The organism is Cupriavidus sp. 94F1, from assembly GCF_057798875.1.
The window spans coordinates 511,577-525,126 of the sequence record NZ_JBYOJT010000001.1; the positions used below are offsets into that span (position 1 = coordinate 511,577).

The 13,550-nt window shown below is 67.7% G+C and carries 12 protein-coding genes; 5 read left to right on the forward strand and 7 right to left on the reverse strand.

All coding sequences use genetic code 11. From position 1 onward, the window contains the following. Positions 1–6 precede the first annotated feature (6 nt). The 6 genes from AC3FJ6_RS02325 to AC3FJ6_RS02350 all read right to left on the reverse strand — a co-directional run bounded on the left by AC3FJ6_RS02325 (position 7) and on the right by AC3FJ6_RS02350 (position 7,555). Complete coding sequence (locus AC3FJ6_RS02325) at positions 7–1,389, reverse strand: HlyD family secretion protein (RefSeq protein ID WP_153945499.1); 1,383 nt, start codon at positions 1,387–1,389, stop codon at positions 7–9. After that, positions 1,386–4,004: an FHA domain-containing protein gene (locus tag AC3FJ6_RS02330; RefSeq protein WP_488770525.1), complete on the reverse strand. Its 2,619-nt coding sequence runs from the start codon at positions 4,002–4,004 to the stop codon at positions 1,386–1,388. Before AC3FJ6_RS02330 ends, AC3FJ6_RS02325 begins: the two co-directional genes overlap by 4 nt. A gap of 210 nt (positions 4,005–4,214) precedes the next feature. Continuing rightward, complete coding sequence (locus AC3FJ6_RS02335) at positions 4,215–5,666, reverse strand: efflux transporter outer membrane subunit (RefSeq protein WP_488770780.1); 1,452 nt, start codon at positions 5,664–5,666, stop codon at positions 4,215–4,217. 279 nt (positions 5,667–5,945) lie between these two features. Next, positions 5,946–6,212: a hypothetical protein gene (locus AC3FJ6_RS02340; protein ID WP_488770526.1), complete on the reverse strand. Its 267-nt coding sequence runs from the start codon at positions 6,210–6,212 to the stop codon at positions 5,946–5,948. Positions 6,213–6,576: 364 nt separating this feature from the next. After that, the gene (locus AC3FJ6_RS02345; RefSeq protein WP_488770781.1) at positions 6,577–7,029 is read right to left on the reverse strand and encodes a DUF4399 domain-containing protein; all 453 of its coding nucleotides are present in this window, start codon (positions 7,027–7,029) and stop codon (positions 6,577–6,579) included. 97 nt (positions 7,030–7,126) lie between these two features. Beyond that, the gene (locus tag AC3FJ6_RS02350; RefSeq protein ID WP_488770527.1) at positions 7,127–7,555 is read right to left on the reverse strand and encodes a DUF4399 domain-containing protein; all 429 of its coding nucleotides are present in this window, start codon (positions 7,553–7,555) and stop codon (positions 7,127–7,129) included. Between the two features lie 223 nt (positions 7,556–7,778). On the opposite strand from AC3FJ6_RS02350, the gene AC3FJ6_RS02355 reads away from it, so the two are divergent. Beyond that, positions 7,779–9,062, forward strand: a complete 1,284-nt coding sequence (locus tag AC3FJ6_RS02355) for a formylglycine-generating enzyme family protein (protein WP_488770528.1) — start codon at positions 7,779–7,781, stop codon at positions 9,060–9,062. 24 nt (positions 9,063–9,086) lie between these two features. On the opposite strand, the gene AC3FJ6_RS02360 is transcribed toward AC3FJ6_RS02355, so the two are convergent. Continuing rightward, on the reverse strand, positions 9,087–11,273 hold the full coding sequence (locus AC3FJ6_RS02360; RefSeq protein ID WP_488770529.1) for a serine/threonine protein kinase: 2,187 nt from the start codon (positions 11,271–11,273) through the stop codon (positions 9,087–9,089). Between the two features lie 421 nt (positions 11,274–11,694). Between AC3FJ6_RS02360 and AC3FJ6_RS02365 the strand changes: the two genes are divergently transcribed. The 4 genes from AC3FJ6_RS02365 to AC3FJ6_RS02380 all read left to right on the forward strand — a co-directional run bounded on the left by AC3FJ6_RS02365 (position 11,695) and on the right by AC3FJ6_RS02380 (position 13,014). Continuing rightward, complete coding sequence (locus AC3FJ6_RS02365) at positions 11,695–11,970, forward strand: hypothetical protein (protein ID WP_153945504.1); 276 nt, start codon at positions 11,695–11,697, stop codon at positions 11,968–11,970. Between the two features lie 59 nt (positions 11,971–12,029). After that, a complete protein-coding gene (locus AC3FJ6_RS02370) occupies positions 12,030–12,296 on the forward strand; it encodes a hypothetical protein (RefSeq protein WP_400391872.1) in 267 nt (88 codons plus the stop codon). Between the two features lie 84 nt (positions 12,297–12,380). Further along, positions 12,381–12,647 (forward strand): hypothetical protein, encoded by a 267-nt coding sequence (locus AC3FJ6_RS02375; RefSeq protein WP_153945506.1) that lies wholly within the window; start codon positions 12,381–12,383, stop codon positions 12,645–12,647. Positions 12,648–12,798: 151 nt separating this feature from the next. Continuing rightward, positions 12,799–13,014, forward strand: coding sequence for a hypothetical protein (locus AC3FJ6_RS02380; RefSeq protein ID WP_488770530.1), 216 nt, complete (start codon positions 12,799–12,801; stop codon positions 13,012–13,014). The last annotated feature ends 536 nt before the right edge of the window (positions 13,015–13,550 follow it).

Below are 13,550 nucleotides of genomic sequence, written 5' to 3' on the forward strand. Positions count from 1 at the left end.
CAACGTTCAACCCGCGACCTGCCTGAATGGATCGAGCCCCAGGTCGATCAGGCGTCTTTCCCGCACCACGATCTCCGCCGTGGCGGTCATGCCGTAGCGCAACGGATACTTGTTGCTGGCCACGCTGTAGTAGTCCTGCGCCAGCCGCACGCGGCCCTCGTACACCGGCTGCTTGTCGGGGCCCGACGGCTTGGTGGCCGGCGAGATGTATTCGAGCGTGCCCGCGATCAGGCCGTACCGCTGGTACGGAAACGCGCTGAACTTGAGCTTGACCGGCAGCCCCTCGCGCAGGAAGGCGCGGTCGCGCTCGGCAATCTCGATGCGCAGCATCGGCCGGGCATCCTTGGGCGCGATGCCGCCCAGCGGCGTATTGGCCTGCACCTTGTCGCCACGCTGGGTGGACGTGACATCGGTAATCACGCCCGACACCGGCGCCAGAATCAGCAGGAAGTTGTCCTTGTCGATGTTCTCGAACTTGATGCGTGCGGCGGCATCGGCCACCAGCCGGGCCGTCTGCACCTGCAGCCGCAGCTTGTCCTCGGTGCTGGTGATCTCGCGCACGGCGGCGTCGTACTGCACGCGCAGGCTGGCCAGTTCCTGGCCGCTGCCTTCCAGCTGCGCGCTGGCCTGCGTGAATTCCTGCGCCAGCCGCGCGTCCAGCTCGGCCAGCCGCGACTGCGCCACGCGCAGGGTGTTCTCGGCCTCCTGCGTGGCCGCGCGCTTGGCCTCGACCTGCGATTGCGACACCCCGCCGCCGGCGGGCAACGCGAACAGCCGCGCATAGCGGTCCTGCTCCTGCCGCGCGAATTCCCGTGCGCGGCGCGCGTTTTCCAGATTGCTGCGCGCCTCGGCCAACTGCGCGCGCTGTTGCTCGGCCAGCCGCGTCGTGCCTTCGGCCAGGCGGTTCTCGTGCTGGCGCGAATTGAGCTCGATCTGCTGCTTCAGCGCCAGCGCGCGGCGCTCCAGCAAGGCCTTGCGCTCCGGAAACTGCTTCCATTCGCGCTCGGCGTCTTCGAGCTTGAGCTGGGCCTGCAGCGCATTGGCCGCCGCCTCGATGGCGCCGCGCGCGTTGAGCCGCGCCACCACGTCGTCCTTCGACACCGGCTGGCCCTCGGCCACGTAGAGATCGACCAGTTCCCCATCGACCGGCGCGTAGAAGCGCCGCACCTCGGACTCCGGCGCCAGCGTGCCCTGCGCGGTCACGATCACGTCGGCGTGGCCGAAGAACGACCACAGCAGCGCGCACAGCACCAGCACGCCCGTGGTCACCACGGCCAGCAGCGTCAGCCGGCGCGGCTCGGCGCTGAGCAGCGCGATGCCTTCGGCGCTATGGTCTTCCAGCGCCTCGGTCAGCGGCCGAAGCCTGTTGTCGCGGTTCTCGTCCTTCATGGCGTACTCCCCGCTTCGGGCTTCACGGCGGCGGCAGTGGCCGCGGTCCCGGCCGGCGCGGCCTTGCCGTCCTTGCCGCCCTCCTTGCTGCCCTCGCCCACCAGCGCCAGCTTGGCCTTGAGCACCGCCGGGTCCAGCACCATGCGCAGGTCATTGAGCGACCGCCGCTGGGTGTCGATTTCGGCCTGGATGTCGTCGCGGATCTTGCTCCACTGCGCCGAATCCTCGATCTTCAGCTGGGCGTAGATGCGCAGCCCCTTGCGCGCATCGTCCTGGGCATCGGCCAGCAACCGGGCCTGCGAGCGGAACTTGGCCGAGATACCCGGTTCGAGCCGTTGTTCGCCGGCAATCAGGCCGTTATTGCGATACTGGCGCCATGCCGTGGCGGCACGGTTCAGCAGCTGGTTGGCGCGCCGCAGCGCCGCGTCGCGGATGCTGTTCACATCGGCGTCGATGCTGCTGGCGAAGTAGCCGTCGGTCTTCGGGTCCAGCGACTCGTAGAACGCCAGCAGCTGTTCTTCATAGCCGGGCGATCCGCGTGCGGCCTTGATGGCGCCGTACTGCGCCAGCACCTGCTCCTTGTGGGCAACATCCTTCGCCACATCGGCCGCCCAGGGCCCCGCCGTGACGGCCTTCAGCGCGGCCAGCGCAGCCACGCCGTCGCCCTGCTCCCATGCCTTGCTGGCCGCCAGGTACTGCTTCTGCACGTCGTCGCCGGGCAGGCGCGTGGCCTTGAGTCTCTGATAGGCGGCCTGGAACGGCGGCGTGGCAAAGCTGGCCTTCTGCATCAGCGCCACCAGCGGCCCCGGCGCCCGCACGCGCAGCGCCTCGATCATCGCCGTGTACTGGTGCAGGTCGCGCTCCACGCTGTCCAGCCCCACCAGCCGCGGGTACTTGTCCTTGTATTCGGCCAGCATCGGCTGCAACGCCTCGGGCTGGTCGCGGCCCAGTTCCGTGGCGATGGCCGCGTTGAGCCGGTCGATGGCGGCCAGCAGCACCGATTCGTCGTTCTGCAGCCGGCGCAGATCGCTCAGCGCGCGCGCGTAGGTGTCGCGGAACGACGGCACGTCGTTGGCGATGCGCCCAAGCAGCCGCTGGTGCGACGCCGTGTCGTCCTCCCAGCGCCGCAGCAGGTCGCGGATCTTCGCTTCGTCCGCGTACATGCGGATCGGGCCGTCGATGCCGCCGCGCTGGGCCACGTAACGCTCCAGGTCGGCCACCCAGGCCAGCTGGCCGGTCAGCGCCTGGCCGTCAGCATTGTGCTGGCTGCGCGCCCGCATCTCGCCAAGCACCGCGTTGGCGCCGTCGGCATCGCTGGCCTGCAGCCGCGCCGACCATTGCGGCACGTAGCCGCGCATCAGGGCCTCGGCGCCAAGCGCCTGGTAGCGCGCCTCGTCGGGGTGGCGCGACAGCACCTTGTCGGCCACTTCCGCGGCGCGCACGTACTTGCCTTCGTCGACCAGCGCCTGCAGTGACCTGTCGGGCGCGCCGCGCCACCAGACATAGCCGCCGCCAATCACCAGCACGGCAATGACCAGGATCGCCACGCGCGCGGCACGCTCCAGTTGATGGCGGTCGCGGATGCCGAAGCTGCGCATGGCCTCCAGCGCCATCATCGTCATCCGCCCGCGCGGCGCCGACGCATGGGCCGGGCCCGCCGCGTCCGGCATGGCTTCGGGGTTGACCTCGTCCTCCTGCGCGGCGCGATAGTCCATGCAGAAGATGTCCAGGAAGGAGTCGGCCGCGCCCACGAAGGTGGTCTTGTCGGGATCGACATCGCACGGCGCGGCCTGGCGCGGCATGTCGGACGCATTGGACGCATTGGACGGGACCGACGGGGCGGACGCGGCGGGCGCTGCCAGCGATGTCCGGGTGGCCGTGGCATCGGCATCGGTCTCGCGTTCGATCCCCACGCGGTAGACAAAGTGGCTGCCGCCAAACGCCACCACGTCGTCGGGCTCCAGCCGCACCGACTGGTCGCGCAGCCGCACACCATTGACAAAGGTGCCGTTGGTGCTGCCCAGGTCTTCGATCCACGGCACGCCGTGCTTCAGGTACACGTGTGCATGGCGGCGCGACAGATAGTTCACCTGGTGCGGATACTGGTCGCGATAGCGGGCAAAGGTCTCGTCCGCCTTGTTGACCATGAAGGGGAAGCCGGTGATGACCACGGGCTGCAGGCCCAGGTCCTCGCGCATCGGCGTCAGCGTGACCGCCACGCGGGGCGGCACGGGTTCTGCCGGACGCGGATAGAGCCGCACGCGATAGGCCAGGTCCGCACCGAAGCTCACCTCGTCGCCATCGCTGAGCCGCGCCGGCTGCTGCGCCACGCTGTCGCCGTTGACGCGTGTGCCGTTCTTGCTGCCCAGGTCGGCCACATACACCGCGCCGTCTTCCGAGAAGATGCGCGCGTGCCGCCGGGACAGCACCGACACGGCTTCGGTCGGATACGCCGCAAACGGCGCCTCGCCGCGCCCGATCGCGAACAGGTCCTCGTCGATGCGGATCTCGCCGAGCTCCGGGCGCGACACGGGCATCAGCAGGACATCGAATGCCTGGCCGGCGGGGGGCGTCATGACCGGCACATCCATGAAGGGAGCTTCGTCGCGCGTCATGTTTCACCTGAGCCAACAGTGCAGCCTGTGGCGCGCAACCGCGCGCCAACGCGGCGACGGGGTCGGCATGCGTCGGCAAAGGGGCGGCAGGTCACGGGTAAGAACATAGTAGGCCACGCTTGGGGGGAGTCAATGCGCTGCGGCGCAGCGTTGCGCAAACGCCAGCGCCATGCGGGTTTCAGGCTTGAAACGGTTTGTGCGCCGCTGCGGCTAACGCGCCGCCTTGGACGCCGCCGCACCGGCCGGCGCCACCGCCTCGACGGCGGTGTCCACGCGGTTGTTGCGCACGTCCACGTCGGGCCAGCCGCCGCCCAGTGCCTTGTACAGCGTGACGGTATCGGCCAGGATTTGTTGGTACGCCCCCAACAAGGATTGCTCGGCGGTCAGCAGCGAACGCTCGGACTCGAAGACGTCGAGTTGCGACGCGATGCCCTCGCGCGCCTGGGCGTCGATCTGCGCGCCCACCACGCGCAGCTGGCTCACCTGCTGCTGCAGCTCCACGCGCTGCTTCTTGTGCGCATCGACATTGACCAGCGCACTCTCCACTTCCTCGAACGCGGTCATGACGGTGCGGCCGTATTCGTTCTCGACCACGCCCACGTTGGCCTCGGTCGTCTTCACCCGGGCCCGCACGTTGGGGTCCAGCATCGGCAGGTTGATGCTGGGCATGAAGCCGAAGGTGAAGGACTTCATCAGGTCGGACAGCGCGAAGCTGGCGGTGCCGCCGCGCGCGGTCAGGCTGATGCTGGGCAGCTGCGCCAGGCGCGCCTGGCCGACCAGGTCGTAGGCTGCCAGCACGCGATACTCGGCGGCGACGATATCGGGGCGCCGCGCCAGCAGTTGCGAAGGCAGTCCGGCCGGCACCACGGGCACCTTGATGCGCTCCTGCAGCTTGCCGGGCGGCACCTTGAGTTCGCCGGCCGGCACGCCGACCAGCGTGGCCAGCGCGTTTTCGGCCACGTCGCGCGAGCGCTTCAGTTCCAGCAGGTCCTTGGTCAGGCGATTGATTTCGGCCTGCTGCTGCATCACGCGGATCTGCGGCAGCAGGCCGTTGGCCAGCATGGCCTTGTAGGTGCCCAGGATGTCGTTGTTGCGCGACAGCGTATGGCGCTGCTGCGCCACCTGCTCGTCGAGCAGCAGGATCGTGAAGTACGTGATCGACACATCGGAGACCAGCGACAGATAGCCGGCGCGCCAGTCGGCCTCGGTGGCGCGAAACTCGGCGCTCTGGGCCTGCACGCCCTTTTCCACCTTGCCCCAGACGTCGATGTCCCAGTTCACGGTGCCACCCAGGTTATAGGTGCGCGACACCGGCTGCCCGGTGGTCTTGCTGATGTCCACGCCGGCGCCGATATCGAACACCGGCAGCGCCCCCGCACGGGCCTCGGCAATCTGCGCGTTGGCCACGCGGATGCGGGCGGCCAGCACCTTGATGTCGTAGTTGCCCGATAGCGCCCTGGCCACGAGCTGGTCCAGGTAGGGATCGCCAAAGCCCTGCCACCAGTTCGGCAGGATCGTCTCGGCCGGCGATACGGTGACGGACTCGTTGCGGGTCCAGGCCGCCTTGGCCGGCGTTTCGGGCCGGTGGTACTCGGGGGGCCGGAAATCGGCACAGCCGGCCAGCAGCGCCACGGACAAAGCCACGCCCGACAGCTGGGACATGCGGCGCGGAGCAAGGGCGAATGCGTTCACGATGGCTTCCTGCTTGAAACGCCATCGGACCGTGGCAGGGCGTCCTGGCGTTCGATCTGTATTGTGGGTCGGCATGCGGCAGACGCCAACCTCGGTGTGCGTGCCCGGTGAAATCGGCGGGCAAGGCAATGCGACGGGCAAGAAAAGCGCCGGGGCGGAGGTGTCCCCGGCGCAAGCTCCCCGTGCGGCGGTTGCGGCGGCGGCCGGTTGGCCGGCCTGCGCGCCGCTGCCGCCTGAACCGTACGAATATCAGGCGTTGTTCTGCGCGTACTGGTTCGTCGTCACGTTGTTGCGCATGTGTTCCTGGAAGGCGGAGCCGTTGCCGAAGTAGTTGGCCACGTCCTGCAGCTGCTGGTTCGATTGCGTGATCGTCTTGTGCGAATCGAACGACAGGCTCACCGGCGTGAAGATCGAAGTGCGCGGGGCAAACACCGCGATACCGCCGCGTACGGCCTTCAGCGCCTTGGCGTCGAGGATTTCGGTCGAGGACAGGTCCTTGATGGTCAGCGTGGTCATGATGGTTCTCCTGGATAAGGAAGGTGCTGCGTTGGGTCTGGGTGATGAGCATCGGGTTGGTGTCGCGCTCGGACCAGATATCGCAGCAAGCGTGCCAGCGCATGCCATGGCCCCGAAAAAAAACGGAGATCGTTGCAGGACAAGGGCTGGCGGGCGACCTCACCGGACCGGCCCTGGCCTGGCCGCCTGCCGGCGCCCCGGACTGTGTTGGGCCGCACCCCACCAATCCGTCGCAGCATGTTGGCGCCGCTGCAACAGCCGGCACGCCACCGTTGGGGCCGAAAAAAAAAACGGCGCACATCGCTGTGCGCCGCGCCGGAGACAGGCGGACCGCCCCGCCATTTCGCTCCGAGACTGGTGCCGGTCATTTCACATAGATCGTGATCTTCTTCGAGTAGACCGGCGGATCGGTCGGGATGTGCCGCTCGTCGCCCATCAGCAGTTGCAGCGTGTGCTTGCCCGGCGGCAGGTCGATCGTGGTTTCCGTTTCGCCCGCGCCGAAGTGCAGGTGGTTGCGGTCGTTCGGGATCTCCTTGTCCAGCGGCGGCAGGTCGACGTCGATCAGCAGGTGATGGTGGCCCGTGTTCGGATACTTGACGTCCTTGGGTGCCACGCCCATGTTGCGCAGCCCGAACCAGACCTTGATCGGCTTGCCGGCCGGCAGCGTCTGATTGTTGTTGGGGTAGCCGATATAGAGATAGGCGTTCCGGGGCGCCGGCGTGGGGCCCGACGCCGGGGTGGCGCCCGCGCCCGCGGCCGGTGCCGAGGCATGGCCGGCATGCGCGGCCGGCGCCGACGCATCGGCGGCACCTGCCATGCCCGCCGGCAGCCAGGCAGCGGCGGACAGCAACGTCATGCCCGCGAGAAGCATCGGTCTGAAATGGGTCATGGCTCCCCCGTTCGCGCCTGTGTGGCTAGCGCACCGTGATCGTGATCTTCTTGGAGTAAATCGGCGGATCGAACGGCACATGCTTGCTGTCGCCCAGCAGCAGTTGCAGCGTGTGCTTGCCCGGGGTCAGTTCGATGCGCGCGTCGGTCTCTCCCGCGCCAAAGTGCAGGTGGTTGCGATCGTTCGGGATTTCCTTGTCCATCGGCGGCAGGTCGGCGTCGATCAGCAGATGGTGGTGTCCGCAGTTGGGCCGCTCGATGCCCTTGGGGCACACGCCCATGCCCTTGAGCCCCATGCGCACCCAGAGCTTGCCGCCATCGATGACCGCGCCGTCGCCGGGCCAGATGATATAGACCTCGGCGCCCTTGGGGGCCGCCGTCAGCGGTATCGCCAGCGTCGTCCAGTTGGCCAGACACGTGGCCGCGAGCGCGTGCAGCAGGGATCGTCTGGACATGGCGGCTCCTCCCGGAGAACAGTCCGCTGCACACGGTACCCCGCGCGGGAGCGGATTCTTGGTCGATGTTCTTGATGCGCTCGGCGATGTGTCCTACAGCGTAGGTCGGCCGGCTTCAAAAAGCGAACTTTCACGCCACAAACGCTGTGCTATCTTGAAACGGCCGGTACCGCGTCACGGCAACTCCACACCGCGCAGCGCGGCGACTCTGAGGGGGGTGAATATGTGGCGGAAAGCAATCGTCGCGTCGCTGCTGGCGCTGCTGGAAACCGGCGCAGGAATCGATGGCGCGTCGCACGGGCCGCCCCCGGGCAGCGTGCGGGACCGGATCGCCCAGGCCGGCAACGCGCTGTTGCCATCGGCGACGGCCGGCATCCTGCCGAAAAACAGCGACGAGCAGTACGAACTGTCGTTCTGGGATTCGATCAAGAACAGCAACTACGCCGCCGACTACGAGGCCTACCTGAAGCAGTATCCGAACGGACGCTTCGCCGCGCTGGCCAGGTCGCGGCTCGATCGCATCAAGGCCAGTGCGCCCGCGCAGGCTGCATCGGCACCGGCACCGGCGACGTCATCAGCCCCGCCGAAGCCCGACGCGAAGGCCCAGGCCAAGGCCGAGTCCACGCCGCCTGCCGCCACCCGGCCGCCCCCTGCCCCCACGCCGCCGGCCGCTGCCCCGGGCCAGACCCGCACCCGCACCGGCGGCAACATCGCGCAGGGCACCGTGACCTTTCCGGCCGAAGGCAAGGAAGCCCCAGCGTCCGGCGCGGCAAAGCCGGCCGAGGCCAAGGGCGGCGAATCGCGCGACTGTCCGCAGTGTCCGCTGATGATCGGGCTGAATCCCGGCGCCTTCACGATGGGCAGCAACACCAGCGACCCCGCCGAGAAACCGCCGCATCACGTGAACGTGGGCCACGCGTTTGCCATCGGCAAATACGAGGTCACGGTCGAGCAATGGAATGCCTGCGTCGATGCCAACGCCTGCCCGCGCATCGCCGCCAATCCGCCCGAGGCCAGGACGGCACCGGCGCGCGACATCAGCTGGGATGACGCGCAGCAGTACGTGGCCTGGCTGTCGAAGACCACCGGCAAGAGCTACCGGCTGCCCACCGAGGCCGAATGGGAGTACGCGGCGCGCGGCGGCACCAGCACCGCATTCTGGTGGGGCGACCGGATGAGCAAGGGCAACGCCAACTGCAAGGATTGCGGCGATCCGTGGAGCGATGCCGCGCCAGCCAATGTCGGATCGTTCGCTCCCAATCCGTTCGGGCTCCACGACATGAACGGCAGCGTCTGGGAATGGGTGGCCGACTGCTGGCACAGTTCGTACAAGAACGCGCCAACCGATGGTCGCGCATGGGACGAGCCGGCCTGCACCGCGCGCGTGATACGTGGCGGCTCATGGCGCGAGGGGGCCAGTTACATGGTGTCCTCCACGCGCTTCAAGTACAGCACCAGCGTGCGGCAGTCGCAGAACGGCTTCCGTGTGGTGCGCGAGGCGAAGTAGCCCCAGGCGCGTTGTGCTGGCAGGCTACTTCGCGCGCGTGGCGATCTGCACGATGTCCGCGCTGACCTGCTCGCGCCCGTGCTTGCTGGCCATCTGCGCCAGCGGCTTTTCCAGCGCCTTCAGGTACTCCTGGCGGGTCTCGAACTCGGGGCGCCGTGCGGTGAACAGCGGCGCGGGCGTGGTAAGCAGCACCACCAGTTCGGTGCCAAACGGCTTCGAGATGACCCAGTCGCCGCTGTCGCCCACGGTCGCACTGTAGCTGGCCGGCGCCTGGTTGCCCTGGATGCGCGCGCTGGGCACCAGGTGCGCCACCTTGCCATCGGCCGAGAAATAGTCGACGTAGACATACGAGTCGTGCGGCGGCGTGTTGATGTCCAGCACCAGCGGCGCGCCCTCGGTCAGCTGCGTCCCGCCGCGCGTGCGCAGTACCGCGCCGGCGGGCTCGCCCGCCTTCCGGCTGCCTGACCAGTACGGCGCCACCAGCTTCACCACGTCGCATTTGTCGCTGGTCAGCGGCTGGGCATCGAGCTTCAGCGTGCGCACGCCCGCGATCTTGCCCAGCTTGTCGCGCAGGCCGCCCAGCGCCGGTTCGCCGACATAACCGCCCACCTGCAGCGTATTGCCGTCGATCCGGGCCCTCAGCAGCGAACACGGCGTGGCGGCGATCACCTGCGCGACGGCTTCGGGCTTGACTGGCACCGCCTCTTCCGGCGGCGCGGGCGTGGCGGACGGCGCCGCGGCCTGGGCCGGCGGTGCGCTTTCCGTCGGCGGCATGTGGCTGCGCCACAGGTACACCAGCACCCCCGTGGCCAGCGCCACGCCGGCGATCACGCTGCCCGCGATCACGGGCAGGCGAAGGCTGGTGGCCTGCGCTTCGCCGCCCAGCCCGGCCAGGAATTGCTTGACCGTGGGCGTGCGGGTCGCGCGGTCCAGCGACAGCGCCTGGCGCAGCACCTTCCACTGTCCGCGCGACAGTGTCTTCGGTGGCTCGGGCTTCAGGTTCTTTGCGCGCGCCTCCGTGGCCGACACGCGGTTGTACGGGTGCCGACCGGTCAGCAGTTCATAGCTGACGCAGCCCAGCGCGTAGATATCGTCACGCGGATCGGGCTCGCGGTGCTCGAACATCTCGGGGCTGGCGTAGGCCGGCGTCATGCCGCCCAGAGACCCCGGATCGAACACGGTCTGGTCGGCGTCGTCGGCAGGCTGCTGGAAGCCCCGCGCGATGCCGAAGTCGATCACCTTGACCTCGCCGCGATCGGTCAGGAAGACATTGGCCGGCTTGAAGTCGCAATGCACGAAGCCGCGTTCGTGCGCGTAGGCCAGCGCGCTGCCCATGCCGACGATGATCGGCATCGCCTTCGCATAAGGCAGCCCCTGGAAATCCGGCGAGCGCAGCACACGGTTGAGCGACTTGCCCTGCAGGTATTCCATGGTCAGGAAGACCGTGGGGCCGTCGCGGTCGAAGTCGTACACCGTGACGATATTGCGGTGGGCCAGCTGCTGGGCCTTGCGCGCCTCGCGCTGGAGCGCGATCAGCGATTTCGGATGCCCGCTGAACTGCATGTTCAGCACCTTGATGGCGATATAGGGCTTGCGGTCCGATGCTTCGAGCTTGCGCAGGTCGAGCGCCTTGTACACCGTGCCCATGCCGCCCACGCCCAGGCACTCTTCGAGCACGAAGCGGCCGTTCAGCGTATCGCCCACACCCTTTGTCGGACCGGACGGGATGAAGCCGCCGGTGAAGTGCCCGCTGTGTCCGCCGGTGGTGGCGCCCGCCGTGTTGCCACCCGTATGGCTGCCGGTGTTGCCGGTGCCCGTGTTGCCGGTGTACCCGCCGCCAGTCATGCCGCTGCCAGTGGTGCCGGTGAACCCCGTCGCCGGCATCGGCCGATTCCCTGGCTCAGGCTCGATGCGCGTTTCCTCGCCGGTTTCCTCGCCGGGCAGCTCGGTGCGCCCATCGCTGCGCGCATCGTGCCGCGCCGCGCCAGCGGGGTCGAACTGCGTGGCCACGTGCGAGTCGATGCGATGCATGACTTCGGCGTAGACAGCCGGCGGCAACGGAAAGCGTGTGTGCTCCTCGGAAAGCACGCGGGCAAACTGGGTGGAGTCGGTCTGATCGTCCTTCAGGGCCGTATCCACCGATGCGAGGAATTCGTCGCGGCTCAGGCTCCCGCTCTGAAAATTCCGTATGAGTTCGGTCAGGCTGGACATCCGGTGCATCCCGACATTGGTTGCCGACTGGTGGCGCTGACAAGTGGCGCTTTGGAGGCGGCACTGGAGGCGGAACCGTTGCGTCACGGCACATTGCCTTCGATGGATACTAGTGCGCACTCCGGCCATCCGCAATGCCGCCCTGTGGTCCGGCACGCCCCGGACGTTGCCGTCCGCCCGACACCCGACACCTTTCTGTTGGCGCCGCCCCATCACTCCGCGGGGGTCACGCACCCCCGCCCTGCCGGCGCGCATCGTGCGCCTTCCGCGCAAACCCTTGTCCCACAACGCTCCGCAGACTTTTTCCGTGGCCATGGCACGCGCTGGCACGCTTGCTGCGATATCTGGTCCGAGCGCGACACCAACCCGATGCTCATCACCCAGACCCAACGCAGCACCTTCCTTATCCAGGAGAACCATCATGACCACGCTGACCATCAAGGACCTGTCCTCGACCGAAACCCTCGACGCCAAGGCACTGAATGCCGTACGCGGCGGCATCGCCATCCTGCCGATCACCACCGTCTACAGCCCGTTCAAGCTGTCGGTCGACAAGGTGTTCAACGTCACCCAGTCGAACCAGCAAATGCAATCGGTGGAAAACTACTTCGGCAATGGCTCGGCCTTCCAGGACCACATGACGAACAACGTCACCACGACCCAGTCCGCACAGAACAACGTGTACCACCCGGTCTGAGCACCCCTTTCGCATCCACGCACCGCACCACCCGCACACTCGCCCATTAGGAGACTGCCATGAGCACCCTGACCATCCTCGACCTGTCCAGCACCACCACCCTCGAAGCCGCCCGCATGCAGTCGGTACGCGGCGGCCTGGGCCTGATCGCCCCGTGGACCAGCGTCTACGCCCCGGTGAAGCTGTCGTTCGATTCGCACGTCAAGATCGACCAGCAGAACCAGCAGATGCAGCAGGTGGGCAACTACTTCGGCAACGGTTCGGCCTTCCAGGACCATCTGCGCAACAACGCGACAACGAACCAGTACGCGCAGAACAACGCCTGAGTCCGCCGCCAGCGGCGGGCGCCGGCCTCGAGCCCGCCGCCCGCCGCAGACCCGACCCGCTGAATTCGCATCCAGGAGTCCATCATGTCATCGATCATCGTCCGCGACCTTGCCGTCAGCAAGGACCTCGACCAACAATCGCTGTGCGCCATCCGCGGCGGCACGGACTGGTTCGGCAAGATTGCCGCCGCCGGCCCGCTGGTCAACGTCAACATCAACCAGAGCGTGCAGCAGTTCCAGCAGGTGAACGTCGCCGCCTTCAACAACAACAAGATCGTCGGCGTCGACTTGGGCCACCTCGCGCTCAACGTCAAGCCGACGCAATGGGGCGGCAACCTGGCAGTGGCTTGAACGCCGCGCGTCCAGGAGCGGTCCTGTCGCGTGCCCGGCGCATGCGACAGGACCGCTCGCCTATACTGAATCGGGCCCGCGCCTGCCCCGGCGCTGCCCGACCGGTGCCATTCCGGCCGGCCGCGGCAAGGCCCGCATGCTGGAGATCGCCATGGCAGTCATCGTCATCAAGGATTTGTCGGAAAACATGGACCTCGATCGCGAGGCCATGACCGCCATCATCGGCGGCGCGCGGCTGGCCGGCAGCTACCGCTGGCAGGCGCACCGACGCCCCGCGCTTACGCGGCTGGTCCAGTATCCGGAGGGATTCCCCGGCACCTCGCAGGTGGCAGGGCAGGCGCGGGAGACCACACCCGTGCGCAAGTAGACCGGCACGCCAGCGGCACGGGTCGCATCACAAGAAAAAGCCCGCCAAGCAATTGGCGGGCTTTGGTTGCGGACGGGCCCGGACTTCCTGGGTCTGCGTCACCGGCTGCTTCCGGTCATTCCTGTGCCAAGCATGTTTCCCATGGATTCCGCCCATGAAGCGGACGCCCATCCGGACCACCCGGACAGTCGGAGGAAACCTGGCGGTGGCATCAATGACCGCAATGCCGGAGCCGAGCGGCAAGCGAACCTTGCCAAAGGCAATGTCAGCGGGACTGTTTATCGTCCGCCCCGTACGGGCATCGATGCCCGCGTCTGGAGTATAGGCACCGGGCCCCGACATGCAAGCGATGCCCCGGCCGCTTTCATTTACGTTTGCTTACGATGTTCCGGATATTTCCCGCTTGCGCGGTGCAACAAAAAATTCAGCGTTCTGCTATACTGCGCGCCGTGAGTTTCGCACTGTGAGTCCCGCACCGCGCCGTCCGGCAATCTGCCGTGGCGTATCCGCTACCTCCCAAGATCTGCTCCCTGCCT

Coding starts and splice junctions, on each gene's coding strand:
- AC3FJ6_RS02325 (WP_153945499.1), bottom strand. CDS start 1,389: ATGAAGGACGAGAACCGCGACAACAGGCTTCGGCCGCTGACCGAGGCG.
- AC3FJ6_RS02330 (WP_488770525.1), bottom strand. CDS start 4,004: ATGACGCGCGACGAAGCTCCCTTCATGGATGTGCCGGTCATGACGCCC.
- AC3FJ6_RS02335 (WP_488770780.1), bottom strand. CDS start 5,666: ATGTCCCAGCTGTCGGGCGTGGCTTTGTCCGTGGCGCTGCTGGCCGGC.
- AC3FJ6_RS02340 (WP_488770526.1), bottom strand. CDS start 6,212: ATGACCACGCTGACCATCAAGGACCTGTCCTCGACCGAAATCCTCGAC.
- AC3FJ6_RS02345 (WP_488770781.1), bottom strand. CDS start 7,029: ATGGCAGGTGCCGCCGATGCGTCGGCGCCGGCCGCGCATGCCGGCCAT.
- AC3FJ6_RS02350 (WP_488770527.1), bottom strand. CDS start 7,555: ATGTCCAGACGATCCCTGCTGCACGCGCTCGCGGCCACGTGTCTGGCC.
- AC3FJ6_RS02355 (WP_488770528.1), top strand. CDS start 7,779: ATGTGGCGGAAAGCAATCGTCGCGTCGCTGCTGGCGCTGCTGGAAACC.
- AC3FJ6_RS02360 (WP_488770529.1), bottom strand. CDS start 11,273: ATGTCCAGCCTGACCGAACTCATACGGAATTTTCAGAGCGGGAGCCTG.
- AC3FJ6_RS02365 (WP_153945504.1), top strand. CDS start 11,695: ATGACCACGCTGACCATCAAGGACCTGTCCTCGACCGAAACCCTCGAC.
- AC3FJ6_RS02370 (WP_400391872.1), top strand. CDS start 12,030: ATGAGCACCCTGACCATCCTCGACCTGTCCAGCACCACCACCCTCGAA.
- AC3FJ6_RS02375 (WP_153945506.1), top strand. CDS start 12,381: ATGTCATCGATCATCGTCCGCGACCTTGCCGTCAGCAAGGACCTCGAC.
- AC3FJ6_RS02380 (WP_488770530.1), top strand. CDS start 12,799: ATGGCAGTCATCGTCATCAAGGATTTGTCGGAAAACATGGACCTCGAT.